Consider the following 26,938-nt stretch of genomic DNA (forward strand, 5'->3'; position numbering starts at 1 on the left):
TTTGGAGCGCAATAGGTTTGAAAATAGAAGGAAACCGCATGGCTGCTGCCATGCGGTTTCCTTCTATACAGATAGCGAGTGCGGCTGCAAATCCTCGTCCATAAGGCGAGTGAATATAATCCCAGTGCTGTTTACTCTACCCCCGTACCCAGCATTGTACGGATCGTCATTTGCTTTAATCCATGAATGTAGTCCTGCTGCCAATCTCGAATGATTAGCGCTGGCAAATGAGCCTCTGGCACATAAACAGCGCTGCGGTCTTTTATTTCCTCCAGCTCCTGCTCAGACAGATTGATGCTGCAAAAAATAAAAATATCCGGATTCAGCGTCGCTGTAAAAATTGCAACCAAGCGGCTCATGGAATCAATCAGCTTAGCATCATTGCGCTGTTCATTGGAATCATCCGTAAGCTCTTGAATGACCTCGCCAAAGTTCTGCTGCCCAAGGGGCAAATAAAAAACCTCGCCAGCGAAAAAGGTATTCCCTCTTACGAGCCTTCCATTGACCATAATGCCAGCTCCAGGGCCATTCATGCCGAAATACAGATAAACAAGCGATACCTTTTTGTTGCTATCCAACTGGTCATGGTAGCCGAGCACTGTGGCGTTCATATCATTTTCAATCTGGACCTGAAGCGGATAGCGGCTCTCGTAAGCGGCCTTCAAATCAAAGCCGTTAAATTTCTCATAGCTGGGAATATGAAAAACCTGGCCGTTCGTCACGCTCGCAGGAACGCCGAAGGTTAAGGCGCGGATGAGTGGATATCGCTCCAAATAAACCTTCATTTGATGATCCAGCGCTTCCGGCCCTTCATCCAAAACACCGGGCAGCCTGTCTTGCACAATGACCTCTCCGACATAATTCAGCAAGGTATAGATGGTATAGTCCTTTTCCAAATACACGGCTAAGCCCGACATATGCGCTGCGTTCAGCATATAGATTTGCGGCCTTCGGCCTCCGCTGGATTCCCGAAGCCCCGACAGCAATACCTCGCCATCCGCCTTCATTTCCTCAATCGCTTTGCTCACGGTCGGGAAGGTCAGCCCTGTAATTTGAGCGATTTCGACCTTGGTCGATTCCTGCTCATAATAGAGCGCGCTGCGAATTTGCTGCCGGATCATTTCACCCATTAATTTAGGATTCACAAATGGAAGCTTTATTTTTTTCACCACCCTGACGGTAATAAAATGAGATGCCTATTTGGTCTTTGCCTGGCCCTTCTCGCCAAGAGGTCTCGCGGCATGAGAAGTTAACCCTGCGAATACCATGCCGACCAGCACGACAATTAAGGCCATTCGCAAGCCGATTGAATCGCCAATCATGCCAAGCAGCGGCGGTCCAACAAGAAAAGCCAAATACCCGGCTGTTGCCACAGCTCCGACCCTTACAGCTACCCCATTAGGATTATCACCAGCAGCTGACAAGGCGACAGGGAAGCCGAAGGCAGCACCAAAGCCCCATAATACAACGCCGATAGAAGCGATGATATAATTGTGTCCCAAGATCACAATAAGCAGCCCGGCAATAGCGGATATTGCCGATGCCCGCAGCATAGCTACTCTGCCGAATTTATCGAGCAGGATTCCGCCTGTTGCACGAACAATCGTCATCGCAGCAACAAACACGCCGTAGACAAACGAGCCTGTTGTGGCGGAAGTGTCATACCCGTCGACCATAATTAAAGGCAGCCAGTCATTGGCCGAGCCTTCGGCGAAGGTCATGCCCAAAATAATAATACCCAGCAAGAGGGTGCGTGGCTCTTTCCAAATCGCTAGGCGATCTTTAGTCGATAAAGTTGGTGCAGTTTCGTCTGTTTTGCTTTCCTGCCCTGTTCCTTTAGGCACGAATCGGGACAAATAGACGATGAGCACCACCATCAGAATGAGAACGATGCTGAGGTGCATGCCGACAGAGATATGGGACTTTGCTGCTAACCAGCCTACAACAGCGCCGATAAAGGTACCCAAGCTGAAAGCGGCATGAAAGCCGGTCAGCAATGATTTTTTCGTTGCGCGCTCTAGCATGGTGCCTTCAACATTCATCGCGACATCGCAGATGCCGCATCCAAATCCGAAAAATGCAAGCCCGATGAACACCACGGGGGCATAGGTGAATAAGGAGCTGCCCACCCCAATGATCGCCAGCCCTCCCGCCGCGATAAGCAGCCCGTTCATCATGACGAAACGTCCGCCCTTGCTGGCAACAAAAAGCCCTGCGCCGAGCAGGCCGAGGATTGAACCAACCGATAGTCCGAAAATAATCCAGCCCATCTGGCCAGTCGAAGCGCCGAGTGTATCGCGAATGGCGGGCGTACGGGAGATCCAGGATGCTGTGGCAAATCCGACTAAGGTGAAAATCACATAGATGGCATTGCGCCATAAGCCAATCTGTCTTGTACTTAATTGTTCGTTCATATGAAGCTCCCCTCAATAGCTAAAATACTTTTTAAAGACATTTAATAACTAGGCAAGCTAATCATAACGTATTGTATCCGCATTAAAAAGCTGTCTTTTTGCGAAAATCATATGGGATTATGGGTTTTGCATAATGTCTTAAAACTCGGTTCTTTTAAATTTAAGGTTTTCCATGCTAACTGTCTTCATTTTGACTGCTGCAAGACCGATTTAACTTAATTGCCTTATATAATCGAGAGAACTTATTTAATATAATTAACTCACAATAGTAAAGTCGAAAGGCTTTAACTATTCGAAAGGATGAAGACTGTTGAATAAGATGGATTCAAGCAAGATTAGTCCAGCATTTCTACCCGGCCGAATGGATGAAGTAATCGACCAGACGATTGCTGACAAGCGTTTGGTCGGTGCTGTCATTAAAGTAGCGATGGATGGAAAAATGGTGTACAGCCGCGCTGCTGGTTTTGCCGACCGCGAGATGAACCGGCCCATGCAGGAAGATGCCTTGTTCCGCCTCGCTTCCGTTTCTAAGCCTATCGTTTCAACGGCTGCCCTAGTGCTGATTGGGCAAGGTCGCCTGCGGCTGGGTGACCGGGTTGATCGTTGGCTGCCCGAGTTTCAGCCGCGATTACAAAGCGGAGAGTTAGCTGCATTGACGATTCGTCATTTAATGACGCATACCGCAGGTCTGACTTACCGCTTCTTTCAAGAAGAAAACGGCCCCTATCAACAAGCCGGGATTTCGGATGGCATGGATCATTCGGGTATTACGTTGGAGGAGAACTTGCGGCGTATTGCCTCCGTTCCGCTACTTTATACGCCAGGCACCGAGTGGAAATATTCTATTGCGACAGATGTGCTGGGGGCGGTCATTGCAAAGGTAACGGAAACAACGCTCAGTGAGGCCGTGCATTCCTTAGTGACAAAGCCTATTGGCATGAGCGACACCGATTTTATGGCAGTGGACCCAGACAGGCTGGCTACCGCTTATACCAATGATCATCCAGAGCCGAGGCCGATAAGGGATTCTGACAAAATCGCCTTTTTGGAAGGCACGGCAGGCTTTCGCCTTGCTCCAAGCCGTGCATTTGACAGTACAGCCTACCCTTCGGGAGGAGCCGGTATGGTCGGCAGCGCCGGGGACTTTATGCAGCTGCTGGAAGCTTTGCGTAAAGGAGGAGCGCCCCTGCTGCCGAAAGCTCTAGTTCGTGAGCTGACTACTAACCAGATTGGGGACTTGCCAATGGCTTATTGGCCAGGGAGAGGTTTCGGATTAGGTATCACGCTGCTGAGGGATCCCATTGCGGCAAATACACCGGAATCACCGGGCACATGGCGTATGGGCGGCACCTACGGTCACTCATGGTTCGTCGATCCAGAGCAGCGGCTCAGCGTCGTGGCGTTTACCAATACTGCACTGGAAGGCATGTCGGGCCAGTTTACGATTGACCTTTGTGAAGCTGTGTATGACAGTATCAAAAAATAGCCATTCAAAGAAAGCCGGGTTAGGCGTGATTCTCGGAAATGGAAAGGAGTAAAGCAGCCCCATTAGGTTGCTTTACTCCTTTTTTGGCGGACTGAGATTCGTGATTCGGTGAAAATAGCGGCTGCTGAGTCCGCCAAGTCGAGGCGCTGTGCAGGAAGTAAAACCTTCGCCATGCAGCGGACGTTAAAGCAGCAAGGCTGCTAATTAAATTTCATTTTTGGAAATGCCATTTAAGCTTGGGGCATAATCAGCAGCTTTATTGCCAGTCAACGTCTGAGCTTCTTCCGTTAAGTGATCGTCGTTTTGTTGATTGTTTTTCTTATCTGCACGATTATTAGAGCGGTCCATTTTGGGATCGGCGCTATTTTTGGGCATGATGTTCACCTCCATCTTTTCAAAGTGTAGTATGAGAAGTTGGATTGAATTTTATCCCAGCCCAAGAGGAACCTGAAGCTTATACCGCTGCATTTGCTTCTTCTAGAGAACGAATGAGAGGACTGTGATCGATTGGCGAAGACATGACAATCAGTATGGTATAGGTGCCATATTTATCGCACTGATTACCGAACTCTTCGAGCGTGCGTGTGGATTCCGTCACTACTTTTATTAAATAACTATGTTCTCCGCTTATGCGGTGGCACTCGGCAACATGGGGAGATGCATGGATAAAATCAAGAAATGCCAAGCAGTCCTTAGTCCGAAATAACATATAGGCTGCCGTATGCTTCCCCATTTTTTCGGGAGAAATGACGGTGCGGTACTCTTCGATTATTCCCTTTTCTTCCATTCTCTTCACTCGTTCCGTTACAGCGGGTTGGGACAACCCCACGCTTTTACCCAGCTCAGTCATAGAGATCCTAGCCTGGTTTTGAAGATAGAAGAGGATTTGCTTGTCTGTATGATCCACTCAGCGTACACTCCTTTAAATTTAAGGTGTTTTAAATAAAACAGCTTATATTCATTTGTGTAATCATCATATTTGATTTGATCTGATATGTAAAAGGAAGAATTTAAATTATATAATAAGACACACTGGAATAAGGTGATTCACATAGGAGAAGTTAGAGAGGATGGCAAGCAATGAGTAGATACGGTTTATTTGGAGGGTGCTTTCAATGACTCTTTCCCATTCCAGTAAAAATATTATCGCATTGTCCGCGATATGTTTGTCCGCGTTAATGTTCGGTCTCGAAATTTCCAGCGTGCCGGTGATACTGCCGACCCTGGAAAAGGTATTGCATGGCAATCTCAAGGATATGCAATGGATCATGAACGCCTATACTATTGCATGTGCGAGTGTTCTGATGGCTGTGGGAACGCTGGCTGACCGTTATGGAAGGAAGCGCATTTTTATTATCAGCCTCGTCTTGTTCGGCATTACCTCCTTGGTTTGTGGCTTGGCCGAGAGCTCGTCGGTTTTAATCGTCAGTCGGTTTCTTCAAGGTGTGGGTGCTGGCGCAATGCAGATTTGCCAGATAGCCATACTTTCGCATCGGTTTCAGGAAGGACGAGAACGCAGCAAAGCTTTTGGAGCATGGGGGATCGTGTTTGGGGTCGGCCTCGGCTTTGGGCCCATCATCGGGGGGATGATTGTGGTCGTATTGAACTGGCATTGGGTTTTCCTAGTCCACGTCCCGCTGACCATTCTTACTTTGATCCTTGTCTTTGGTGGTATCGAGGAGTCGCGTGATCCGCAAGCGAAAAAGCTGGACATGATCGGCATCGTCACGCTTTCGCTCGCGGTTTTTGGCCTGGCCTATTTTATCACACAAGGCCCTGAACTAGGCTTTACCAGCCTAACCTCCATCATCATCCTTGCTGCAGCGGCAACAAGCTTTATCGTTTTTCTTTTGGCGGAAAAGCTCAGCGCTCATCCGATGTTCGACTTTTCCGTATTTAAGATACGCAATTTTTCCGGCGCTCTACTTGGCTCCATCGGCATGAATTTTAGCTTCTGGCCGTTCATGATCTATCTGCCGATCTATTTTCAGAGCGGCCTTGGTTATGGGATTGTAGCCGCCGGGCTGTCTCTCTTGGCTTATGCTCTTCCCACTCTGGTGATGCCACCCTTGGCAGAGCGCCTTTCACTTCGCTATCAGCCTCGTATAGTTATCCCGTTGGGTCTGTTCATCATTGGGCTGGGCTTTATTTTGATGAAATATGGCAGTGGAGGCGATCACGCCAACTGGCTGACCATGCTTCCGGGCTCTCTGTTGGCTGGTATCGGGCTGGGCTTGACCAATACGCCTGTGACCAACACGACGACTGGCTCCGTTCCGATTACCCGTGCAGGCATGGCTTCAGGTATAGACATGAGTGCCAGATTGATCAGTCTAGCCATCAATATCGCCGTGATGGGATTCATTTTACAGGAAGGGATACGGTCTTATTTGAAGGGAACCCTACTTGGGAATCTCGAAACAACGCAATTACGGGATTTGGCCGGGAAAATAGCCGCCGGAAACGTTGCCTCTCTCAAGCAGGGTTTGCCAGAACTGTCCTCTCTAGACACGTCCGGAGCGGTGGTCCATGCGGCTCTTGTGCACGGCTTTGGCTTGGTGATGCTCTATGGTGGCATTGGCGTGTGGGTTTTGGCCGCGATTAGTTTTATAATATTTGGCTCCAAGAGAGCAGCCAGAGTGTAAAGGGTGACGCATCCTAGGTTAATTCATCTGAATCGTATTAGACTGCACTAAAATCTCAACACGCCTGTTGCGCTGCCGGCCTGCCTCTGTAGCATTGCTGTCAATGGGCTTATATTCGCCGAAGCCTTTGGAGCTGAAGTGCTGAGGATCGAGCTCCTTGTTATGCAGCAATAAATTCAGAAAATTGAGTGCTCGCATGGCGCTAAGATGCCAATTGGAATCAAATTCAGTCATGCCAATCGGGACATTGTCGGTATGTCCGCTAATGATTACATCGTGTATAGGATCCATGACCAGAAGCTGTGATATATCTTTGACGATGCTGATATTGGTGCTTTGAACCTTGGCGCTGCCGGAAGCAAATAAAATATCATCCTTGATCGTAATGAGCAGCCCTTCATCCGTCATTTGGGTTTCCAGCTTTGTGGTGAGCTGGTGCTCGGAAATATATTGGTTCACCTGCGATTGTATATGCTCTAATTCGTTTATTTCTTGTGCTTGCGCGGTATCTGGCGTTTCCTGCACGTTTCCCTTATCTGATTTTGCAATGACAGGGTGCTCTAATGCAGGCTGTCCTTCGAGTACGCCAGTGCCGCTATTAAAAGCCATTCGAAAAGCTTGCGACATCTGTTCGAATTTTGCAGCATCGGCGCTGCTCATGGCATAAAGCACGATAAATAAAGCGACTAGTAAAGTCATTAAGTCCGAATAGGGCAGCAGCCATGACTCATCGACATGCTCTTCTTCATGCTCATGCTTGTTTCGTTTCATTTGTTCCACGCCTTTCAAGTCTAATTTGAATGGAATTAATTCAACAATCGATGAATTATGTTCATAAGAAGAAGAGCCATTTTTCAAGCAAAATGGTTTCCTTTTCTTATTATTCCCTTTTTAATCGACGGCTATTTGAAAAAAATTAGCCAAAACGGCTTGCTTCATCTCGCCTTTAAGATCGCTGTTTACGGTGAAATCTTCTCTGAACTCATTCACAAAATTAGGAATCGTTCCAAGCAGGGAAACGGAATTCACAAGCATTAAATAATAGAGAGCAGGCTCCTGCTTCTTGATCACGCCAGCCTCCATGCAATCCTTAATAAAAGGCATGAGCTGCCGGAATGTCGGCAGAAGCATTTTATTCATGAGATAGGTGGAGCGTTCGCTCTGGTGGGACAATTCGTTCGTCACAAACATCATGTGAAAGGGAAATTCAAAGCAAAAGTCTACAAAGTTATCGACAAGAGCAAGGCAAGCCGTCTCGAGCTTCATATGCCTATAATTATTTTTAATGGGTACGGTTTGAAGCGTGATCCGTTCAGTTAAATAATCGACCACCGAAGTCCATAAACCAAGCTTTGACCCGAAATGGTAGGATAGCAGGGCGACATCCACCTTCGATAAGTTTGCCATTTTTCTAAGACTTGCCCCCTCATAGCCATGCTTAGCAAATTCAATAAGGGCATGAGTCAATAACTGCTCTTTCTGAAATGGATCATCCTTGGATGGACGCCCCGGGCGGCGCTTCGTCTCTTTCACTTTGTCTGCCTACTTTCTACAAAACATTAATTCATCACATGATGATTTTAGCATGTTGTAATCGTTAGTGTCTACAAACGAATAAATTGGCTATAGCTCATGAGATATATGCACATTTCCAATTCCATTGATATGCGTACTATGAAGTATGTCGTTTAATGAGGAGTTGAGTTATGAAAGCGTTGGTTACCGGAGGTGCGGGGTTTATTGGTTCCCACCTTACGGATATGCTTATTCAAGGCGGTGCCGTGGTGCATGTTATTGATAATCTATCAACGGGATCAAAGAATCACGTGCATCCTGCGGCTATACTGCATGTTGAGGATATTAACAGTGAAGCCTGTTCTGAAATTATTGAACATGTTCGGCCTGATGTTGTCTTTCACCTGGCTGCTCAAGTCGATGTCCAGCGTTCAATGGCTGATCCTGCTTTTGACTCTACTGTTAATATTGTCGGAACAATCCGGCTCTTAAAAGCTTGCGAACAAGCCAAGGTAAGCAAGGTTATTTTCTCTTCTACTTCCGCCGTATATGGTGACTCCAATAACGAACGCCATGAAGAGGAAGCTATTCCCGCCCCCATTTCCTATTATGGGCTTTCCAAACATGCTAGTGAAAGCTATATTCGATTGTTTCATAGAATGTATGGCATTAACTATACCATCTTGCGTTATAGCAACGTGTATGGCCCACGTCAGAGCTATATAGGAGAAGGCGGTGTTGTCGCTATATTTCTGAATAAATTAAATCAAGGACTTCCTTTACTCGTTCACGGCAGCGGGGATCAGACTCGCGATTTTATTTATGTACAGGATGTTGTTAAGGCAAACATGGCTGCCATTCACCAGGGGGATCAGGAGACGATTAATGTAAGCACCGGTTTGCGGACTTCTATAAACAACCTGGTACACATGATGAAAATGATTCATGGCCAGGACGCCCAGATTACGTATGGCACCGAAAGGCCGGGGGATATTATGGATAGCTGTCTAAATAACTCGAAGGCAGAACGAGTGTTAGGATGGCGCCCAATAAGCAGCCTGTTTGAAGGATTAACGCAAACCTATCAGCAATATCGTTGAAGTATAGGTATAAGCCAAAAGCCAAAAGCCGATCTATGTCATTCATGAACCTGACATAGATCGGCTTTACTAGTATGCATCATTTTATGGCTACAAGCACATTCGCAAACCCATCTTCACGCCCATAAACCAGCTCATATGTCTCATTATCCTGTGTCAGCACCTGTTCGATTGTAAAACCGCAATCCGTTAGCAGCTTACGCAATTCATCTGGCCGGTAATGCCGATAATGGTGAGGATTCACCCCGTTAAGAAAATAGGGGTTTTTCAAATGGGGGATAACCTCTTCGTTAGGGGCTGAGATAAGAAGAATGCCGTTTGTATGGAGCAATTCATAAAGCTTTTGAATAAAGGACCGATCGTCCTTTATATGCTCGACGGTTTCGAAACAGGTAATAACTTCGAACGATGGGATAGGAAGCCCATCACGAAACGATCCGGACAAGTCCGTTTTTACATAAACCGTATTGTCACATGAAAAATGATCAATTGCCCAATCTAATGCATGCTCCGAGCGATCAACCCCTACGACTAATGCACTTGCGGACTGACTGGCCATATAATGAGTGCCATATCCCGAGCCGCATGCTGCATCTAATATGAAATCTCCAGGGCGGATAAAGCGCGTTGCAAAATGATAGCGGTAATGATGATCCATCATGACATCATGAATGGAGGTAGCATACATCCGTTCCATCTTTGCGATTTCGTCATCCATCTATTTTCCCTCCATCCTTCGTCTAGTTTATTACCTAACAGCTGTCTTTCTTAGAAAATATAAACTGCTTCTCCTAGTGCATCTGTACATGTCATCCTACCTTAACTATGAATCTAATATAAGAAGCGCGTTACTAGAAAGGAGGTGATCGTTATGACCGTTACAATAGTAGATTATCAGTTTCAAGAGGTTGCTGTTGGGGGAGGTTCACTTCCGTTTATCATTTCTCCAGGCTCGGAAGTGCTGCTGACGTCTCTCTTTCTCCAAATTAATAATATTAATAACCGGATTGAGTTGAAAGCCACAATCGGCTGGGAGGCGCAATTACTGCTCTTGAATATTGTGCCAAAGCTGCTTTTTCGGATTCGGCGTGGAGGGACAAGCGCCCCGGCGCCCGTTGTATTTCAAACAACGGATTCTGTGTTTCTGGGGACAGTATCTGATGGTCCGTGGGTTCCGCTCGATTTCACAACTTCGTTTCAGCACACTGAGGCTGCTACAGCTGGAATCGTCGGTACTTTTCAACAATACGCCCTGACTGTAGAGCATATTGGGCAAAACTCCGCCACGATAACCGGCCCCGTTCATTTTGATGGTATTGTTTATTTATAAGGGAGCCAACAATTGTCAGGTGATCGAAAATTCATGAAAATGAACATTCGATCACCTCTTTTTTACACATCCTCAAAAATGTTCTGTGATCCAGTGCGAGTATCCATCCACACAATAATAGAATTTCCCACGGCATTTACAACGAGATCGTTGTAATCGCCGATGGACGGAGTAGGGAACCCAATCGACGGATCGGCGTTAGGATCAAAGGAGACGCTTGTTATGCGTCGGTTAGGTAAAAACGTGGAGCCAGCATCGTTGGACTCTGCCAGAAATACATCCAATAAAGTAGTGCTAAGGCGATTCGTATAATACATAATCTTAACCCCGCCATTGTCACGAGACACCGTTAAATTGGGCAAAAAGTTTTGTGATACGGCAGGGCTGTCGTCTACTTGACGCAGAATGGACCAGGAAATGCCTCTGTCGGTTGAGCGTGACATATAGATATGTGCATTGCCTGTTCGGTTATCCTGCCAGACGGCGTAGACAATTCCTTCGCCATTGAATGGCGAAATGTCAACCGCTAAATAAGCAATAGTCAGGACGCGAAAGCCGAAGGTTAGTACTGGGAGAGGGGTTGGAACGAGCGAAACGGTAGATATCGTAATAATGGGTCCAAACGTTACCCCGCCATCAATAGATCGACGCATAAGAAATTGCGGTGTTCCCGGCCCATACTGCATCCACCCCACATAAATATCGCCTTGCGGTCCAATAGCGATTGATGATCCGAAGCTAGTTACACCTTGTACCTGGTTGGTTAACAATATAGGTGCAGACCAGGTTAATCCTTGATCGAGTGAGCGTTGAAATAACGTTTCGGAGCTTTTAAAATTGTTGAAATAGCGCGTAAATGCAATATATGCCTGCCCGAGGTAGGGGCTGCCATTTGCTGTATCCATTTCTATCGCTGGTTTATCGTTATACACGGCCGTGCCAAATCCTTGATTGACAATGATTGGACTTGAGAAAGAGGCGCCATTATCGGTTGATCGGTAAACAATGATGGATGAATCTGTTACAGGGTTAACATTTAGTGCGGTCGCTGCAACAAGGAATATATTAGGGTAACCATACGCAGCAACCCCGTCACCGGAGGCTGCGAATCCAACCGGGGGCGACATTAGCATCTGGGTGTACGAGGCTCCGCTATTAATCGAGCGATAGACGGTCGTCATATTGTTTCCAGAACGCAAGTCATTTGTCGTCACGATAATGGTCGTTTGATCCAATGAATTGAGCGCAATCGATGGCTCCTGCTGAGGACCTGAGGGGGTTACTTGCATATTTGCCATCTGCAACTTCCTTTCTATACTTCTAGTTAATCTTATCTCGCTTGAAAAATAATCGAACCGACAATGTGATCATCCGCGATGGAGAAGGAAGCGGGAATATACATCCCTTGATTATTGCGGAGCATTTCACATATGCCAGAACCATAATGGCCAGCATATTTCGGAGGATGATTTGCTTTGCGTATATGCTGGTTACTTAGAAGTATTTCATAACAGTCAACTACTCGATCGACCATCTTCGGAAGCGACCATTGTTTGATCCCCCATTCGTAACCGTTATAAGCTAATCTTTGTGAAAGCGATCGGTTTTCCAGCAGCAATTGCAAGTAACGAGACAATTCATTGCTATCACCTGCCTTTGCCATCAATCCTGTATGGTTATGCCTCACCATTTCCGGAATTCCGCCGGCATTGGAGACGACGAGGGGCTTGCGCGAGATTTGTGCTTCCATTACAGCATAAGGCTGGTTATCATGCAGACTCGGGAGTACAACAATATCGGATTGCTGCAGCAGTGCAGGAACGTCGTTTCTGCTGCCAACAAAAAGCACATGATGACTCAGTCCCAAATGGGCAGTCTGCTTTTCCAACTCTGACCGAAGATAGCCGTCACCAATAAACAGACAAATCCAATCGCTCCTGGTTTGCTTTAGCTTGTATAAAGCATTGAGCAAGCTGCTATGACCTTTCACTTTATCAAGCCTCGCTGGACAGGCAATAATGTTAAGGTTGGACGGGAGCTTTAAGGTAGTGTTTCCTTTCATCCGTTGCAAATGATGTTCAACGTTCATTCCATAGGATACAACTTCCATATGATCGATTGGCACTAAATAGCTGGCTAGTGTTTGCTGCAGCCACTTTGACGGCACGATGGACAAATCGCTCGAAGTAGCTCCGTAATATTCTCTTGCGCAAGCATATTTCCAAATGAATTCGGGTGGTGCTTTTCCTTCAAGCGAAAGCCAGTATTCGGTCGCCAGGCATCCGTGAATAGTGTTTATTAAAGGCAGGCCCTCCGGCTTAATCTGCCATAGTGCCCGGGAGGATATGACATCCTGTGCATGAATCAAATCATATTTTTTCAGTCCGAAATACGAAGCTGCTAGCGCATAGGTGCAAAACTCAATTTCTTGGTCGACGATCCATGGATCGATGGGAATTTGCTGTGCAGCATATACAGCTTTAATTTCTCGCTCGACGAGCGGTTTGAAATACCTTTTCTGTACTCGCTGCCCTGTACCCAGCATATAGTAGCTTTTTTCATCGGGATGCAACGCAAACACATCTACCTCATGGCCTAGACGCTCCAAACCAGCTTTTAAATCCTGGATATATGCCCATACACCGCCAACATGAGGAAGCTTCCAGTACGTGGCAAGGAGAATCCTCATTTTCCACCACCCTGCTTGGCTTGAAGTGCCTCATCGTACAGTTGCAGCGTTCGTTCCATCATTGTATCCAAAGACCATTGCCTAAGCCCTTGGTATCTGGCTTGATTAGCAAGTCTTCGCTGAAGCCTGTCATCGTCAAACAGTTCATTGATGCGTCCACACAATAAATCTGCACGACCGGATGTGAATAACAACCCGCTTTCTCCATCAGCTATCATTTCTGGAATTCCTCCTGCATCCGACGCAATTATTGGTTTCCCGGCTACTTGTGCCTCCATGATGACAAAAGGCAAATTGTCATGAATACTTGGTGCCACGACCATATCAGCCTGCCTCAGGAGGGTGGCCATATCGTTGCGATGTCCCAGAAACATAACATGCTGCTGAAGCTTTAAAGCTTGAGTCAGTTGTTCAAGCCTTGGGCGCAGCGGCCCATCCCCCACGAGCCAGCAAACCCAATCCGACCGTCTCTTGCGCAGAAGCTGAAGGGCATACAGTAAAACCTCGTGGCCCTTAACCGCGTCTAGACGAGCCGGACAAACGATTAGCTTTAAACTGTTTTTTGGAACGGCCGCATTCAGACCTATGGCTTGGCGAAGAAAAGATAACGTATCGAAGCCATAAGGTATGACGTCAAAGGGATCTTTTTCCAAACCGCTTGTTAACTCATACTGCTGCTTGAGCCACTGTGAAGGGACGATGATTCGGTCCCCCACCCTGCTTCCATATTGATCAAGTGTATTTGCCCACGTTGCTGCAGAGGAAGGGTCTGAAAAAACACCTTGAAGCTTCCATTCGGCTGCCAGCTTGCCATGAAGGGTAACGACAAGCGGAGTATCCTTTGGTTTGATTTCAGAAACAGCAGTCGCAGAAATGACATCTTGTGCATGAAGCACATCGTATTCTGTTAATGTGAAGGCAGTTAGAGCTTGACGGAAAGCGAGACGCTCGCCTTCCATAGCTGCAAGCCAAGCGTCGTAATTCCGTGATTTCTGATTGAAGCGCCTGCCAATTTGTTTCATAATCGGCGTTAATACGGCCTGTTTAGAGATCGATTTGCCTTTATCAACGATATGATAATATAATCCAGTTTGGTTATGTGAGAGGATATCAACTTCATGCCCTCTCTCCTCAAGGCCTTTTCGAAGCGCCAAAACATAAGTGGATACTCCGCCTGTATAAGGAATACACCAATAGGAAACAAGTCCAATTTTCATCTGTCACTCCCCATTCGGCTGCAAGGATTCATATCATAACCGATTACGATACCATTCGATTGTTTTGTAAAGCCCCTCTTCCAAATTCACGGAAGGCTTGTAGCCGAGCAATGATTCGGATCGGTTCAAGTCTGGCTCGCGTGCCGGCATATCCTCATACCCTGGGCCGTAAGCTTCGGCATAAGATTTGAACAAAATGGGCGATTTCGAGTCGCTAAGCTTTATAATCAGTTGTGCAAGCTCCAGAATGGTGATAGAGAGATTCGAACCGATATTAAATGCGAGACCGTTTGCCTCCCCGCGGATTGCTGCTAGTGTACCCATAACGGTATCGTCTACATAGGTGAAGCAACGCGTCTGTGCTCCGTCTCCATAAACCTCAAGCGGCTCCCCTTTCAAGGCTGCTTTAATAAATCTTGCGACCACCCCTCCATATTGCGAGTTCGTTTGTCTTGGTCCGTATGCATTGAAATATCGAAGCACGGTAACGGGGAGTCCCTTGGCTGCATAGGCGAAGCACATATGCTCGTCAAGCGATTTTGCTGTTGCATAGCACCAACGATGTACAGAGGGAGCGCCATAATAACGATCGGACATTTCGTGAAAGGGTAAAACCACATTTTTTCCATATATTTCTGACGTTGATGAAAAAATCACCTTTGTATGACGTGGATATGCTAATTCGAGAACATTGCGCGTTCCATCAATGCTGCCTTCAATAACCTTGAGGGGGTTCTCTACTGTGTTTTTGACACCCAATACAGCCGCCAGATGAAAGACCACGTCTGCTCGATCCATTAGTTTTTTGAGCGTCCTTCGGTCAGTTACCGAGCCTTGAATGAGCGTATGACGCTTATTGGCTTGTAGATGGGATAGAAACTCCGGCCGGCCGGTTGAGAAATCATCCAACGTCCAAACCGTATGCCCCGCCTCCAGCAGTCGTTCCACTAAATGAGAGCCGATAAAACCTGCACCACCCGTTACTATTACCTTCAATGGAATACCCTCCTCTCCTAGAGTAAAATAACGTTTTTTCGCTCTGCCATTTTTCCAGTAGCGTTACGTGTATCGATGACAATGGGCGTGTGCGCCACAAGAAGCTCATATGGGATATTGGAATGATCCGTTAAAATTAAAGTACAATCATAATTTTTCATTTTTCGGGCAGTAAGCGGCGTGCTATGAAGGACAGTTTCACCTATTTTCAGAGTTTTCACATAGGGGTCAAAGTATCCCAGATTGACGCCCGCTTGCAGTAAATGCTCCATAATAGGCAGTGCAACGGACTCCCGCATATCATTAACGTCTTTTTTATACGTAACTCCAATGACAAGCACACTGGATTCGTTAAGCGCTTTTGGCTGCAGGCTTTTTTCCACTCGCCTCACAATGTACCCAGGCATATCCTCGTTTACTTGATGGCAAAGGTCAATGAACGGCAAATCCATATGATGTTCTCTCGCCTTCCAGAGCAAATATAGGGGGTCAACCGGAATGCAATGCCCTCCAACGCCAGGACCCGGATAATATTTTGTAAATCCAAACGGCTTAGTTCCTGCTGCCTCGATGGCTTCCCAGAGATTAATATCCAGCTCCTCGCTTAACTTCAATAGACTGTTCATAAATGAAATATTCAAGTATCGTTGGCAGTTTTCCAGAAGCTTTGTCATTTCAGCTACGCGTGGCGATGACACGAGGACCACTTCATTAAATACTGAGCCATATACTTGCTTCGCATAGGCTGTGCAGGATGGAGTTACGCCTCCAACCACTTTGGGGATTTGTTCCAGCTCCCATTTAGAACCGGGATCAATTCGCTCTGGTGAATAGGCGAGCGAAATGTCTTTACCTACAAGAAGTCCAGTTGACTCCAACATCGGTTTTAGCCGTTCCTCGCTTGTTCCTGGAAATGTAGAGCTTTCCAGTACAATAAGCTGCCCTCTACGCAAATAGGGGAGTGAGCTTTGTGCTGCACCTATTACATAGCTCAAATCAGGTTGATGCTGCTCATCAAGCGGTGTCGGAACGCAAAGGATTATGACATCGACTTTCTCAATGACATCGAAGGCAGTACCTACATGAAAACTATTTTTACTAAAAAGCTTTCGGATGTCTTTTCTATTAAAGTCAGACAGGTAGGATTGCTGCTTGTTCAACATATTGATTTTTCGTTCGTCTGCATCAATGCCATAAACCGTGTGTCCTCCTTCCAGAAACAATTTGGCGAGTGGCAATCCGACGTACCCCAGACCGATAATACCCATTTTATATTCAGGGGCCTGCTCCATAATTCTGTCAGCTCCTTTCATTCATCTTCTAGCATGATACGCGAATGAATGAAAGTCGCTATAGTTGGGTGTCTAAATTTTTTGGAAATAGTAGAGTATCACGAGGTCTAGCAGAAATAGAGAGAGGCGCCGAGTTTCGGAAACAATAATTAGAATTAAAGGGTTGGAAAGAAAAAACGACATGATAAGTGCCTGTATCGATACGAGGTATAAATAGGTTGGTGTACGTTAACAACGCACTTGAAATCTCATATTATATTTGGACGACAGACCAATCGGAGGGAACACATGCGAATATTAATCGCCTGCAGTTGGTCGCTGCCACATGCCGGCGGCGTAAACACATATGTAAATCAGCTGGAAAAGGGACTGAAGCTCGCGGGGCATCATGTTGATATCTTCTCCCCGACGCCTGATGGGCAGGGATTTTATCTTCCGGGCAAAGAAATGGCTATTGATAAAGCCAAGCTGCAGCCACTGATTGCCCATCAATCGAACCACTACATGGATCACCATTTGTCCGGAATTGATCCCTGGATTACATTTTCTGAAATTGAGCGTTATTGTTTTGAAGCAGCTGCTATGTATTTCGGCTTGGCCGAGTATGACATGATACACGCACAGGACATTATGAGTGCTCATGCATTGTCACGTGTAAAGCCCTCTCATACGCCCTTGGTAACGACTATTCACGGATGCCTGACAAGGGAATGGTTCATTAGATTAAAGACATTGGGGTTAACAGACCAAGATACAAGCTCCCTTATTTGGAAATATTCAGCATTGCGTGAGCATCTGGGTGCAACAGTCAGTGATGTCACGATATCGCCTTCAGAGTGGTTAAAAAGAGTAATGGTTGAGGATTTTGCAGTTCCCGAACCCCATATTACCGTAAGCCACTATGGATTTGATAAAGAACAATTCCAACAAAGTATGCTGCGTGATTCTATGATTGTGAAGCCTGAAGGAATAAGCGTATTTTTATGTCCTGCTCGCTTTGATGTTGTGAAAGGGCATATTTATCTCATACATGCATTAGCCAAACTGAAAGCGGAGCGCTCGGACTGGGTTTGCTGGTTAGCTGGAGAAGGCTCTCTCCGTGAAGAACTCATGAATATAACGAAAGATCACGGTCTGGGCGACCACGTCATTTTTTTAGGAAACCGTGAGGACGTTCCAGCTTTGATTCATCAGGCCGATTTTATCGTTTTGCCCAGTATGCAGGATAATCAGCCGTTTGCCGTAATTGAGGCCCAAATAGCGGGCAAGCCGGTTATTGCTTCTGACGCTGGTGGTATCCCGGAAATGGTAACCCATTCCGTGAATGGGCTTGTATTTCCTGCCGGAGATATTAATGAGCTGCATTTATGCTTAAGATCCGCTTTACAGGATACAAAGCGGTTAAGCAGCTTGGCGAGTCAGGCAAAAGAATGGGGAGAGCAGCATTGGGCATTGCCGGAAATGACTAACCGGGTGTTAGCACTGTATGAACTGGCGAGGAGCAAGTATCCCGAACAAAATACGGGGATTGAGCCACAGACTGAACAGACTACTACACAGCAGGCTGAGCAACAGCTCGAACCAAAGCTCGAGCCACAAATCGAACCACAGCCCGAGCAACAGACAGAGCAGCAAAGCCCAATAACGCCACTAAAGAGGGGAAGAAGAAAATGGCGCGCCAATCGAAGAAAAAAACAACCGGCAGCAATAAAGCGAAGAAGAAAAATAAGAAACAAACAAAGAAAATTTACAAGAAAAAGATCGTAAGGCGAGTGCGTAAACGTCATCCCAGACTGAAACGGGCAAGCCATGGATTACAAAATCAGCAAGCAGTGCCCGCAAATGACCATGACCCAGCCATACAGCCAGCGCAGCCTATAGATAAAATCCCCCATATTTTATCTTCCCTATTTGCGTACCCACGATATGATGAGCTACCTCCAATAGAGGAGGATATCTGGAATCGCATTGTTCAAGCAGCTCCACAAGGGTATAAGATTCCAGATGGCAGCATTGTTCAGTCCCTTAATTAGAATGCCGCTCATTCATGATATTTCGGGCAACGTCTCTAATACGAATTCAAGGAATAAAGGGGTCACCATAAATGAGGTGACCCCTGATGTTGTTTATTATTTTCGGACAAGTCCATATTTCTGCTTTTTCAATGATATGCCAAACGTGGAACAGGCCTCGTCTATGCGACTTATTTGACTTCTTCCATGAAGGTCTTAAAGTTTTCAGCGATTTCTTTGGATTTGGTATGGTGCAAATAATGTCCGCCTTCAAAGATCATCACTTTTCCATGCACAGAATCTTTGATTTGCTCTTCATGCAGCGGTATCCAGGTTGCAATGTCTTCATTATTCGCTTGGATAAAGAAAATAATCGGAAGCTCTTTTGGGAAGGTTAAATGTTCAGCTGCTTTAAAGTTAGGATAAATATTTTTCATTTCATTTAGCATCGTGGGACTATTGCTGTTCTTGAGCGAAAGCAGGGCCAGCTGTTCTCTTGTTTCCTCATCATATGGAAGCCCTTCATAAGGGTCGCTGCCTGTTTTCACGAGCAGTCGTTGTAAACCGGATTGTTTGAGAAAACCAAACGTTTTTAATGGGAATTTCACATCCATGCCAGGCTGTGTTGGAACACTGCTATCGATGCCAACAAATGCAGTCACTTCACTTGTATATTTGTTTGCATAATCGATGCCGTAAATGCCTGCAATGGAGTGGCCCATTAAAATATAGCGGTCAATGTTAAGAGCTTGCAGCGCTTCATGGAGTTCATTTACTATATTTTCTGTCGATCTTTCCTTGTCGGTTCCATCACTTAAGCCATAACCAAATGGTTCAACTGCAACTACTCTGTAAAAAGGTGAAAGCTCATCGATTAGCGGCTTAAAATCGAGCGCCGGCGCTGCTGTTCCATAACCCGGCAGAAGCACGATGGTTTCTTTGCCTTCCCCTTGAATCAGCACATTCATCTTCTTCCCGTCTACGGGTACGAGCTGACCATAGGTTTGGATTTTTCCTAGCTCAGATTTGCTGCTGACCTTGTTGACTATAAACACAATAGCCATAAAAACAACTATTGCTATGACAATTGCTGCCAATATTTTAAGTAAAACCTTTAGCCATTTTTTCATAATCGAATCTTCTCCTGTCGCTAGCTTGATAGTATGCGGCCATAACGGGCTGCTTATGTAAGCTTAAACGAAGAAGATGTCCCCGCAATGACGGCAATGTGAACGGAAGATGAACGAGCAGCCTTTTATTTTGCACATCCATTTATTTGCGAGATATATTCAAAGGCGGTTGTTCCATATACGCTTGCCGCGGCGGCTCCTTTTGTCTTTTTCGCCGATAGATCCGCCCGAATCCTTTACTCCACTTCAATCTCTTTTACGGTTTCACCTTCAACTAACACGGGTTGGTAGTAGGTGCTCACGGGCAGGTCTTTTTTTCCTTGTAAATTTTTAATGACCCAGTCCGCCGCGTCCCGTCCCATTTGTTCTTGGGGGTGCGTCAGAGTCGTTAGCTTAATATTCGCATTTTTGGCGATATACGAATTGTCCTGACCAATGATGGATAGTTCATCGGGAATGGATATCCCCAATCTTCTGCAGGCATGCACAACTTCCAGCCCTACCTCGTCGTTGTAGCAAACAAGCGCAGTCAGAACATCCCTATTGTCGTTTAGGAACTCCTCCAAGTTGGTGGAGAGGTTCGGCTTCGTTGCCGTATCGAAGGAAAGCACCTGCTCGGGGTGAAATCGCAATTTAGCTTCCCCAAGTGCCTTGATATAGCCCTTCATCCGATATTTACCTTGTAGATCATCCATTTTCGCGATGATGCCAATCTGGGAATGACCTTTAGCAATCAGTTCCCGGGTTGCGAGATAGCTGGACTGCACGTCATCCAAACAGAAGAAAGGGACCTCCAGCTCTTCATAGAAGGCGTTAATCATGGTGAACGGAACCTCCTGCTCCTTGAAGGACAGGTAATAAGCAATATTGGGGTTGTACAAATTGCTTTTGGTCGGTTCAATAATTAGACCGTCTACACCATAGGACAGCATCATTTCCAGCGCTTTTTTTTCCTGCATAATATCATTATTTGTGCTGGCTAACAGCAGCGAATAGTTGTCTTCATTCAATCGGCTTTCTATCCCGCGTATAATGGATGGGAAGATGTAGTCCGAGATATAGGTCGTGATGACGCCAATCGTTTTTTTTGCGGCATTCCCGCCCGATCTGGAGCGGTATTGGCTGCTGACATACGTCCCAGATCCTTTTTCGCTTCTTAGAAACCCTTCGTTGGACAGCTCCAAAATAGCCTTCCGAACCGTCTGGCGGCTAACATTATAGCTGCTCTGCAAAGCAGACTCTGTAGAAATTTGTTCTCCTGCTTTGTAGGCTCCTGACAGGATATTGCTTTTTATATCATCAATGATAATCTGATATTTTGGCTTCACACCATCCACTTCTTTCATTGTTGTTCGGAAAGTTGTACGTACACATTCTAACATGATTTGCAGGGAATGAAAATGCAGTACCCTTTTTCGTGAAATATATGTTGTTTTTCTATGCTTATACTGGGATTTTTCACAGGGGAAAACATCTAATAAGAGAGCGCCAACTCTAGAGATTAAGTGGTAATGGCACCGTTGTTAGTATAACTATTAGTTGGTGTTGACAAATGTACGTACAAAAAATATACTAAGGCTGTCAGTAATGGAAAGCGCCTTCTTTTGATTATATGGTTGTGCTTCTATTAGGGAGTGAAACGTTTAATTAAGAGCAGCTATAATACGATTTAAAGCAGATTAAAGCAGATTAAAGCAGACCCGTTATTTGAGGTGTCATACTCATTTTTTTGCCATCCTTCAGGTTTGAAAACCATGAACAGAGAGGGGACTTGCGTGATCATGAGTCATGTAGAGTTGAAAGAAGCGATAGCTAAGGGAGAAACTTCGCTAGGCATCGAATTTGGATCTACGCGGATCAAAGCGGTATTGATCGATCAGCGTTTTGAGACCATCGCGTCAGGAAGCTATGAATGGGAAAACCAATTGAAAGATGGATATTGGACATACAGCCAGGAGGATATCATCGCAGGACTCCAAACGGCTTATCGCGAACTGAAGCAAGAAGTGCAGCGCAAATACGAAATTACCCTCAAGACCGTGGGTTCAATCGGTTTTTCCGCAATGATGCATGGTTATATGGCGTTCGACAGCTCGGGTGAGCTGCTTGTGCCGTTTCGGACCTGGCGCAATGCAACAACCGGCCAGGCAGCAAGGGAGCTAACGGACAAGTTCCAATTCAATATCCCTGAGCGCTGGAGCATCGCCCATTTGTATCAAGCGATAATAAACAAAGAGGAGCATGTGCCTCGTATAGATTTTGTGACGACTTTGGCTGGTTACATTCACTGGCTGCTAACGGGCAATAAAGCGATTGGTATCGGGGATGCCTCTGGTATTTTCCCTATTGACGAATCGTCTCATAATTACCATCCCTTGATGGTTAAGCAATTCGATGAACTGATTTCTGCGGGCGGTTATCCTTGGAAGCTTGAGGCTATTCTTCCCAAAGTCCTCCTTTCAGGCGAGCAAGCTGGCGAATTAACCGAGGCAGGAGCACGCATTTTGGACCCGTCACTGGATCTGCAGCCAGGCATTTCGCTGTGTCCTCCGGAAGGTGATGCCGGGACAGGCATGGTTGCCACCAATAGCGTGAGAAAGCGTACGGGGAACATCTCCGTAGGCACCTCCGTGTTTGCGATGATTGTACTCGAGAAGGAATTATCCAAGGTTTATCCGGAAATCGATATGGTCACGACGCCAGACGGGAGTCCGGTCGGCATGGTGCATGCCAACAACTGCTCCAGTGATATCAATGCATGGATGGGATTGTTCCGTGAATTCTCTGTGGCCATGGGCTACGAAGCAGATAACGAGAAATTATTCAGCGTGATGTTTAACAAGGCTTTGGAGGCCGACCCGGATGGCGGCGGTTTGCTCAGCTACGGTTATTACTCTGGCGAAAATATTACCGGAATTGACAAAGGCCGACCGCTATTCGTTCGCTCGCCTGAGAGCAAGTTCACTTTGGCTAATTTCATGCGGACCCATCTGTTCACGGCTTTCGGGGCACTTAGGCTGGGAATGGACATTTTGACCGAAAACGAGCAGGTCGCCATTGACAGCATTTTGGCTCACGGTGGTCTATTCAAAACCCCTGTCGTTGGACAAAAAATGGTAGCCGCAGCACTTAACGTACCGATTTCGGTCATGTCTACAGCCGGCGAAGGCGGGGCGTGGGGAATGGCGCTTCTAGCTTCTTATTTGATCAACAAGGATGAGCAGGAGAGCCTGGACGACTTCCTCGAGCAGAAGGTCTTTAAAGATGTTGAAGGGCAGGAGATTGCTCCGGACTCATCCGATGTGTTGGGTTTTGAAGTATTTATGGAGCGCTACAACAAGGGTCTGGCTATTGAGCAGGCTGCTGTAGACCATCTGCTGGAGAACGGGAGGGACTAACGATGTTAGAACAGCTGAAAGAAGAGGTATATGAGGCGAATCTGGAATTGCCGAAGCATGGACTCGTAAAATTTACATGGGGCAATGTGAGCGCAATGGATCGGGAAAGCGGCCTGTTCGTCATCAAACCAAGCGGAGTCAGTTATGACAAGATGAAAGCGAGCGATATGGTCGTTGTCGATCTCGATGGCAATGTAGTTGAGGGAGAGCTAAGACCTTCCTCCGATACCGCGACTCACGCCGTATTGTATAAGCATTACCCAGAAATCGGAGGCATCGTGCACACTCACTCCACTTGGGCAACGATCTGGGCACAAGCAGGGCTTGATGTGCCGGTAATGGGAACGACGCATGCGGACACCTTTTATGGAGCTGTTCCTTGTGCACGTTTCCTGAATCAAGGAGAGATTGACCGGGGTTACGAGGCTGAAACGGGACGTGTCATCATCGAAACGTTTGAGCAGCGCGGGCTGGATGTCATGGCCATTCCGGCCGTCCTGCTTCATGGTCATGCACCGTTTACTTGGGGCAAGGATGCGAAGTCGGCAGTTGTGAACAGCGTCGTGCTGGAGGAAGTGTGCAAAATGAATTTGTATGCGCGGCAATTGAATCATTTCGCCAAAGAGCTGCCGCAAGGCATTTTGGACAAACACTATTTGCGCAAGCATGGGAAAGACGCCTACTACGGGCAGAAGTAATCCTTTTATCCACTATTAAATTTAGAAAAGAGGCTGATTGTAATGACAGTAACATTAGCTAAACAGTTTTGGTTTGTCGTAGGTTCTCAAAACCTGTATGGGGAAGAAGCATTGGCCGAAGTAAAAGCAGACGCACAGAGAATGACGGATGCTTTGAATGCAAGCGGTGTGCTGCCTTACCCGATTGTATTGCAGGACCTGGCTATCAGCGCAGATAAAATCACAAGCATGATGAAAGAAGTGAACTATCGCGATGAAGTGGCGGGCGTTATTACGTGGATGCATACGTTCTCGCCTGCAAAAATGTGGATTCGCGGAACGAAATTGCTGCAAAAGCCGCTGCTTCACCTGGCAACGCAATACAACGAAAGCATTCCTTGGGCCACGATCGATATGGACTTCATGAACCTCAATCAGGCTGCTCATGGTGACCGCGAATACGGCTTCATCAATGCCCGTCTGAAGAAGCAGAATAAAGTCGTCGTAGGCTACTGGGAACGTCCGGAGGTGCATCAGCAAATTGCCGACTGGATGGACGTAGCGGTTGCCTATAACGAAAGCTTTAACATCAAGGTAGCTCGTTTTGGCGACAATATGCGCAACGTAGCCGTAACGGATGGAGATAAAGTAGAGGCTCAAATTCAATTCGGCTGGACAGTGGATTATTATGGCATCGGCGACCTCGTACAATACGTAAATGCTGTTACGGAGCAAGAAATCGACGATCTGATGGGACTGTATGCGGAGCTATATACATTTGATTATGGCACGAGCAGCAAAGAGTCTTGGGAAGCTAGCGTAAGAGTGCAAGCGAGCTATGAAATCGCTATGAAACGCTTCTTTGAAGAGAAGGGCTACAATGCCTTCACTACGAACTTCGAGGATTTGCATGGCATGAAGCAGCTTCCGGGACTTGCTGTCCAACGTCTGATGGCACAAGGCTACGGTTTTGCTGGAGAGGGCGACTGGAAGACGGCCGCGCTTGATCGCTTGCTGAAAGTGATGAGTCATAACCAAAATACAGGCTTTATGGAGGATTACACGTATGAGATGGCAGCTGGGCAAGAAGCTATCCTGCAATCTCATATGCTGGAGGTTGACCCGACTTTGGCCAGCAACAAACCAACAATCATCGTTTCTCCATTGGGTATTGGCGATCGCGAAGATCCTGCGCGTCTCATATTCGACGGAAAAGCTGGCGAAGGTGTCGTAGTTTCCATGGCTGATTTTGGTACCCATTACAAACTGTTGATCAACGAGGTTTCCGCATTCGAGCCAACGGTTCCAGCTCCTAAGCTCCCTGTAGCTCGTGTGCTGTGGAAGGTGAAGCCGAACTTCCAGGATGGCGTCAAAGCTTGGATTGAGAATGGCGGCGGCCATCATACTGTCGTTTCCTTGAACCTGACGACCGACCAAATCGTGACTTATGCGAAGCTGGTGAACCTGGAGTACGTTGTCATTAAGTAACATTGCTATTTATTTAAGCAAATAAGCTTTTCCTTATGGCCGGGGGTGATCCTCCGGCCTTTTTGTTTTGCTCTAATTCATTATATTTACTGCTTTGGAAATTGAAGTTGGGGGATGGGTATCCAGCTGTTCATTTTCGGTAACAAAACGAATTTTCGAACCGATTTTCATAGCGTCAAAATCAAATTCTTCTGCAGAAATGTTTCTGACATCCAGCCAGTGTAAATCATATTTATTAGCTATTAAAATGTCCTCGGTCGTTTGATCAATTATCGTTTCTAATTTGGACTGCAACTCAGTATTTTCAATATCTAATGCAAGCAGAATTTTCTTGCGTCCATCCAAATCCTGTTTGGCGAGAACGAAAGCTTCAAGTGTAAGGAGTGAGCCTTTCGATTTTTCTACATGTTTAGATCCTTCGTCGTTACTGCTGCAACCCGTGACTACAAAAATAAAAATTAAGAACGCCAATATATATTTCAATGTGTTCACCACCCAGCCCTCCCTAATATTATCTATAAGACGAGGAAATTGTAGTAAGGGTTGCAAACAGACGACGTACTATGAGTAAAGTTTGAAATGATATGACAGCTGTGATTTTGGAGCAATATGGATTAAACTAGCTGGAAGTTTTGTTTAAGCAGGAGTGTGAAACAACAGGTAAACTTTTGTCGTCTTATAAGTATAGACTCAGATTTAGTTAATATTATTTAACTACAGGAGGAGTATAGTGATGGACATAAAGCAATCATTTTCGAATCGAGTGAAAGATTATGTTAAATATCGTCCAACCTATCCTAGTGACGCAATAGATTATTTATATAATATTGTCAAGCTTGATGAGAATTCGACCGTAGCTGATATTGGGGCAGGGACAGGAAAGTTATCTGAATTACTAGTTGAAAGAGGTACTCATGTTATTGCAGTAGAACCAGATCAGGATATGCGAAAAGCTTGTGTACAAATACTTGGACATGAATCCAACTTTCGTGCTGTGGCAGGTTCAGCGGAATCAACATGTTTACGTGAAAATTCCGTAGACTTTATCGTTTGTGCACAAGCATTCCATTGGTTCGATCGTAAGGTTGCAAAAATGGAATTCAAACGAATTTTAAAAGATCGTGGCAAGGTTATTTTAGTTTGGAATACACGTCAAACCAAAGGAACCCCTTTTTTAGAAGGGATAGAACATCTACTGTTTAACTATGGGATTGATTACTCTGAAGTGAATCACAAAAACATTTCGGAAGATGAATTGCAATTATTTTTCAAAGAAAATACGATGGAGAAGTCCGTTTTTAAAATGCAGCAATTATTTGATTTTGAGGGTCTAAGTGGAAGAATAATGTCTTCCTCCTATACTCCTATGCCTGAACATCCTAACTACGGACGTATGAAGGAAGAATTAAACAAGCTATTTAATCGATATGAGAACAACGGGAAAGTAACTTTTATATATGAGACAGAGTTATATTGGGGAGAGATTTAATATTCACTTAGGGAGCTATCATGCTTATTGTAAGGAATAAAAATATTCTAGGAGTGTGGC

At 45.9% G+C, this 26,938-nt stretch carries 24 protein-coding genes; 9 read left to right on the forward strand and 15 right to left on the reverse strand.

Annotated features, from left to right (window positions below; all coding sequences use genetic code 11):
• Window positions 1-131: 131 nt before the first annotated feature.
• Both ABEW34_RS03920 and ABEW34_RS03925 read right to left on the reverse strand, forming a co-directional pair.
• Window positions 132-1,169, reverse strand: coding sequence for an ROK family protein (locus ABEW34_RS03920; protein ID WP_430155042.1), 1,038 nt, complete (start codon window positions 1,167-1,169; stop codon window positions 132-134).
• A 27-nt stretch (window positions 1,170-1,196) separates the two neighbouring features.
• The gene (locus ABEW34_RS03925; protein WP_430155044.1) at window positions 1,197-2,414 is read right to left on the reverse strand and encodes an MFS transporter; all 1,218 of its coding nucleotides are present in this window, start codon (window positions 2,412-2,414) and stop codon (window positions 1,197-1,199) included.
• A gap of 319 nt (window positions 2,415-2,733) precedes the next feature.
• On the opposite strand from ABEW34_RS03925, the gene ABEW34_RS03930 reads away from it, so the two are divergent.
• Window positions 2,734-3,900, forward strand: a complete 1,167-nt coding sequence (locus tag ABEW34_RS03930; RefSeq protein WP_430156152.1) for a serine hydrolase domain-containing protein — start codon at window positions 2,734-2,736, stop codon at window positions 3,898-3,900.
• A gap of 204 nt (window positions 3,901-4,104) precedes the next feature.
• Here ABEW34_RS03930 and ABEW34_RS03935 read toward each other — a convergent pair whose 3' ends face one another.
• Together ABEW34_RS03935 and ABEW34_RS03940 are read right to left on the reverse strand one after the other, a co-directional pair.
• Window positions 4,105-4,275 carry a hypothetical protein gene (locus tag ABEW34_RS03935; protein ID WP_430155046.1) on the reverse strand — a complete coding sequence of 57 codons (171 nt, stop codon included), beginning with the start codon at window positions 4,273-4,275 and terminating at the stop codon, window positions 4,105-4,107.
• A gap of 79 nt (window positions 4,276-4,354) precedes the next feature.
• Window positions 4,355-4,807 carry an Lrp/AsnC family transcriptional regulator gene (locus tag ABEW34_RS03940; protein WP_430155048.1) on the reverse strand — a complete coding sequence of 151 codons (453 nt, stop codon included), beginning with the start codon at window positions 4,805-4,807 and terminating at the stop codon, window positions 4,355-4,357.
• Window positions 4,808-5,015: 208 nt separating this feature from the next.
• On the opposite strand from ABEW34_RS03940, the gene ABEW34_RS03945 reads away from it, so the two are divergent.
• Window positions 5,016-6,545: an MFS transporter gene (locus ABEW34_RS03945; protein ID WP_430155050.1), complete on the forward strand. Its 1,530-nt coding sequence runs from the start codon at window positions 5,016-5,018 to the stop codon at window positions 6,543-6,545.
• An 18-nt stretch (window positions 6,546-6,563) separates the two neighbouring features.
• Here the strand turns inward: ABEW34_RS03945 and motB are convergent, their stop codons facing one another.
• The gene (gene motB / locus ABEW34_RS03950) at window positions 6,564-7,316 is read right to left on the reverse strand and encodes a flagellar motor protein MotB (RefSeq protein WP_430155052.1); all 753 of its coding nucleotides are present in this window, start codon (window positions 7,314-7,316) and stop codon (window positions 6,564-6,566) included.
• Window positions 7,317-7,436: 120 nt separating this feature from the next.
• Window positions 7,437-8,078, reverse strand: coding sequence for a TetR/AcrR family transcriptional regulator (locus ABEW34_RS03955; protein ID WP_430155054.1), 642 nt, complete (start codon window positions 8,076-8,078; stop codon window positions 7,437-7,439).
• A 173-nt stretch (window positions 8,079-8,251) separates the two neighbouring features.
• Between ABEW34_RS03955 and ABEW34_RS03960 the strand changes: the two genes are divergently transcribed.
• On the forward strand, window positions 8,252-9,160 hold the full coding sequence (locus ABEW34_RS03960; protein ID WP_430155056.1) for an NAD-dependent epimerase/dehydratase family protein: 909 nt from the start codon (window positions 8,252-8,254) through the stop codon (window positions 9,158-9,160).
• A 79-nt stretch (window positions 9,161-9,239) separates the two neighbouring features.
• On the opposite strand, the gene ABEW34_RS03965 is transcribed toward ABEW34_RS03960, so the two are convergent.
• Window positions 9,240-9,878, reverse strand: a complete 639-nt coding sequence (locus ABEW34_RS03965) for a class I SAM-dependent methyltransferase (RefSeq protein ID WP_430155057.1) — start codon at window positions 9,876-9,878, stop codon at window positions 9,240-9,242.
• A gap of 153 nt (window positions 9,879-10,031) precedes the next feature.
• Here ABEW34_RS03965 and ABEW34_RS03970 point away from each other — a divergent pair, with 153 nt between their 5' ends.
• Window positions 10,032-10,490: a hypothetical protein gene (locus tag ABEW34_RS03970; protein ID WP_430155059.1), complete on the forward strand. Its 459-nt coding sequence runs from the start codon at window positions 10,032-10,034 to the stop codon at window positions 10,488-10,490.
• A gap of 62 nt (window positions 10,491-10,552) precedes the next feature.
• Here ABEW34_RS03970 and ABEW34_RS03975 read toward each other — a convergent pair whose 3' ends face one another.
• From ABEW34_RS03975 to ABEW34_RS03995, 5 genes are read right to left on the reverse strand one after another with little or no spacing between them, the layout of a single operon-like run.
• Window positions 10,553-11,788 carry a sialidase family protein gene (locus ABEW34_RS03975; RefSeq protein ID WP_430155061.1) on the reverse strand — a complete coding sequence of 412 codons (1,236 nt, stop codon included), beginning with the start codon at window positions 11,786-11,788 and terminating at the stop codon, window positions 10,553-10,555.
• 32 nt (window positions 11,789-11,820) lie between these two features.
• The gene (locus tag ABEW34_RS03980; protein ID WP_430155063.1) at window positions 11,821-13,179 is read right to left on the reverse strand and encodes a glycosyltransferase family 4 protein; all 1,359 of its coding nucleotides are present in this window, start codon (window positions 13,177-13,179) and stop codon (window positions 11,821-11,823) included.
• On the reverse strand, window positions 13,176-14,396 hold the full coding sequence (locus ABEW34_RS03985; protein ID WP_430155065.1) for a glycosyltransferase family 4 protein: 1,221 nt from the start codon (window positions 14,394-14,396) through the stop codon (window positions 13,176-13,178). Before ABEW34_RS03985 ends, ABEW34_RS03980 begins: the two co-directional genes overlap by 4 nt.
• Before the next feature lie 33 nt (window positions 14,397-14,429).
• Window positions 14,430-15,392: an SDR family NAD(P)-dependent oxidoreductase gene (locus ABEW34_RS03990; protein WP_430155067.1), complete on the reverse strand. Its 963-nt coding sequence runs from the start codon at window positions 15,390-15,392 to the stop codon at window positions 14,430-14,432.
• 17 nt (window positions 15,393-15,409) lie between these two features.
• The gene (locus tag ABEW34_RS03995; RefSeq protein WP_430155069.1) at window positions 15,410-16,684 is read right to left on the reverse strand and encodes a nucleotide sugar dehydrogenase; all 1,275 of its coding nucleotides are present in this window, start codon (window positions 16,682-16,684) and stop codon (window positions 15,410-15,412) included.
• Window positions 16,685-16,972: 288 nt separating this feature from the next.
• Between ABEW34_RS03995 and ABEW34_RS04000 the strand changes: the two genes are divergently transcribed.
• On the forward strand, window positions 16,973-18,451 hold the full coding sequence (locus ABEW34_RS04000; RefSeq protein ID WP_430155071.1) for a glycosyltransferase family 4 protein: 1,479 nt from the start codon (window positions 16,973-16,975) through the stop codon (window positions 18,449-18,451).
• A gap of 436 nt (window positions 18,452-18,887) precedes the next feature.
• Here ABEW34_RS04000 and ABEW34_RS04005 read toward each other — a convergent pair whose 3' ends face one another.
• Window positions 18,888-19,826, reverse strand: coding sequence for an alpha/beta hydrolase (locus ABEW34_RS04005; protein ID WP_430155073.1), 939 nt, complete (start codon window positions 19,824-19,826; stop codon window positions 18,888-18,890).
• A 236-nt stretch (window positions 19,827-20,062) separates the two neighbouring features.
• A complete protein-coding gene (locus ABEW34_RS04010) occupies window positions 20,063-21,154 on the reverse strand; it encodes a GntR family transcriptional regulator (protein ID WP_430155075.1) in 1,092 nt (363 codons plus the stop codon).
• A gap of 453 nt (window positions 21,155-21,607) precedes the next feature.
• Here ABEW34_RS04010 and ABEW34_RS04015 point away from each other — a divergent pair, with 453 nt between their 5' ends.
• Genes ABEW34_RS04015 through araA form a run of 3 tightly spaced genes read left to right on the forward strand, consistent with a single transcriptional unit; the run spans window position 21,608 to window position 25,389 of the window.
• On the forward strand, window positions 21,608-23,224 hold the full coding sequence (locus ABEW34_RS04015) for a xylulokinase (RefSeq protein ID WP_430155077.1): 1,617 nt from the start codon (window positions 21,608-21,610) through the stop codon (window positions 23,222-23,224).
• A 2-nt stretch (window positions 23,225-23,226) separates the two neighbouring features.
• Window positions 23,227-23,922, forward strand: a complete 696-nt coding sequence (locus tag ABEW34_RS04020; RefSeq protein ID WP_430155079.1) for an L-ribulose-5-phosphate 4-epimerase — start codon at window positions 23,227-23,229, stop codon at window positions 23,920-23,922.
• A gap of 42 nt (window positions 23,923-23,964) precedes the next feature.
• The gene (gene araA / locus ABEW34_RS04025; protein ID WP_430155081.1) at window positions 23,965-25,389 is read left to right on the forward strand and encodes an L-arabinose isomerase; all 1,425 of its coding nucleotides are present in this window, start codon (window positions 23,965-23,967) and stop codon (window positions 25,387-25,389) included.
• Window positions 25,390-25,461: 72 nt separating this feature from the next.
• On the opposite strand, the gene ABEW34_RS04030 is transcribed toward araA, so the two are convergent.
• Window positions 25,462-25,881: a hypothetical protein gene (locus ABEW34_RS04030; protein WP_430155083.1), complete on the reverse strand. Its 420-nt coding sequence runs from the start codon at window positions 25,879-25,881 to the stop codon at window positions 25,462-25,464.
• A gap of 241 nt (window positions 25,882-26,122) precedes the next feature.
• On the opposite strand from ABEW34_RS04030, the gene ABEW34_RS04035 reads away from it, so the two are divergent.
• Complete coding sequence (locus ABEW34_RS04035; RefSeq protein WP_430155085.1) at window positions 26,123-26,878, forward strand: class I SAM-dependent methyltransferase; 756 nt, start codon at window positions 26,123-26,125, stop codon at window positions 26,876-26,878.
• The last annotated feature ends 60 nt before the right edge of the window (window positions 26,879-26,938 follow it).

Origin of the sequence: Paenibacillus algorifonticola (assembly GCF_050481745.1) — a bacterium.
Lineage (GTDB): Bacteria > Bacillota > Bacilli > Paenibacillales > Paenibacillaceae > Pristimantibacillus > Pristimantibacillus algorifonticola_A.

What these genes read in the sequence shown, in the direction of transcription:
- ABEW34_RS03925 (WP_430155044.1), bottom strand. Translation starts at nt 2,414, where the DNA reads ATGAACGAACAATTAAGTACAAGACAGATTGGCTTATGGCGCAATGCC.
- ABEW34_RS03930 (WP_430156152.1), top strand. Translation starts at nt 2,734, where the DNA reads ATGGATTCAAGCAAGATTAGTCCAGCATTTCTACCCGGCCGAATGGAT.
- ABEW34_RS03935 (WP_430155046.1), bottom strand. Translation starts at nt 4,275, where the DNA reads ATGCCCAAAAATAGCGCCGATCCCAAAATGGACCGCTCTAATAATCGT.
- ABEW34_RS03945 (WP_430155050.1), top strand. Translation starts at nt 5,016, where the DNA reads ATGACTCTTTCCCATTCCAGTAAAAATATTATCGCATTGTCCGCGATA.
- motB (WP_430155052.1), bottom strand. Translation starts at nt 7,316, where the DNA reads ATGAAACGAAACAAGCATGAGCATGAAGAAGAGCATGTCGATGAGTCA.
- ABEW34_RS03960 (WP_430155056.1), top strand. Translation starts at nt 8,252, where the DNA reads ATGAAAGCGTTGGTTACCGGAGGTGCGGGGTTTATTGGTTCCCACCTT.
- ABEW34_RS03965 (WP_430155057.1), bottom strand. Translation starts at nt 9,878, where the DNA reads ATGGATGACGAAATCGCAAAGATGGAACGGATGTATGCTACCTCCATT.
- ABEW34_RS03970 (WP_430155059.1), top strand. Translation starts at nt 10,032, where the DNA reads ATGACCGTTACAATAGTAGATTATCAGTTTCAAGAGGTTGCTGTTGGG.
- ABEW34_RS03975 (WP_430155061.1), bottom strand. Translation starts at nt 11,788, where the DNA reads ATGGCAAATATGCAAGTAACCCCCTCAGGTCCTCAGCAGGAGCCATCG.
- ABEW34_RS03980 (WP_430155063.1), bottom strand. Translation starts at nt 13,179, where the DNA reads ATGAGGATTCTCCTTGCCACGTACTGGAAGCTTCCTCATGTTGGCGGT.
- ABEW34_RS03985 (WP_430155065.1), bottom strand. Translation starts at nt 14,396, where the DNA reads ATGAAAATTGGACTTGTTTCCTATTGGTGTATTCCTTATACAGGCGGA.
- ABEW34_RS03995 (WP_430155069.1), bottom strand. Translation starts at nt 16,684, where the DNA reads ATGGAGCAGGCCCCTGAATATAAAATGGGTATTATCGGTCTGGGGTAC.
- ABEW34_RS04000 (WP_430155071.1), top strand. Translation starts at nt 16,973, where the DNA reads ATGCGAATATTAATCGCCTGCAGTTGGTCGCTGCCACATGCCGGCGGC.
- ABEW34_RS04005 (WP_430155073.1), bottom strand. Translation starts at nt 19,826, where the DNA reads ATGAAAAAATGGCTAAAGGTTTTACTTAAAATATTGGCAGCAATTGTC.
- ABEW34_RS04015 (WP_430155077.1), top strand. Translation starts at nt 21,608, where the DNA reads ATGAGTCATGTAGAGTTGAAAGAAGCGATAGCTAAGGGAGAAACTTCG.
- ABEW34_RS04020 (WP_430155079.1), top strand. Translation starts at nt 23,227, where the DNA reads ATGTTAGAACAGCTGAAAGAAGAGGTATATGAGGCGAATCTGGAATTG.
- araA (WP_430155081.1), top strand. Translation starts at nt 23,965, where the DNA reads ATGACAGTAACATTAGCTAAACAGTTTTGGTTTGTCGTAGGTTCTCAA.
- ABEW34_RS04035 (WP_430155085.1), top strand. Translation starts at nt 26,123, where the DNA reads ATGGACATAAAGCAATCATTTTCGAATCGAGTGAAAGATTATGTTAAA.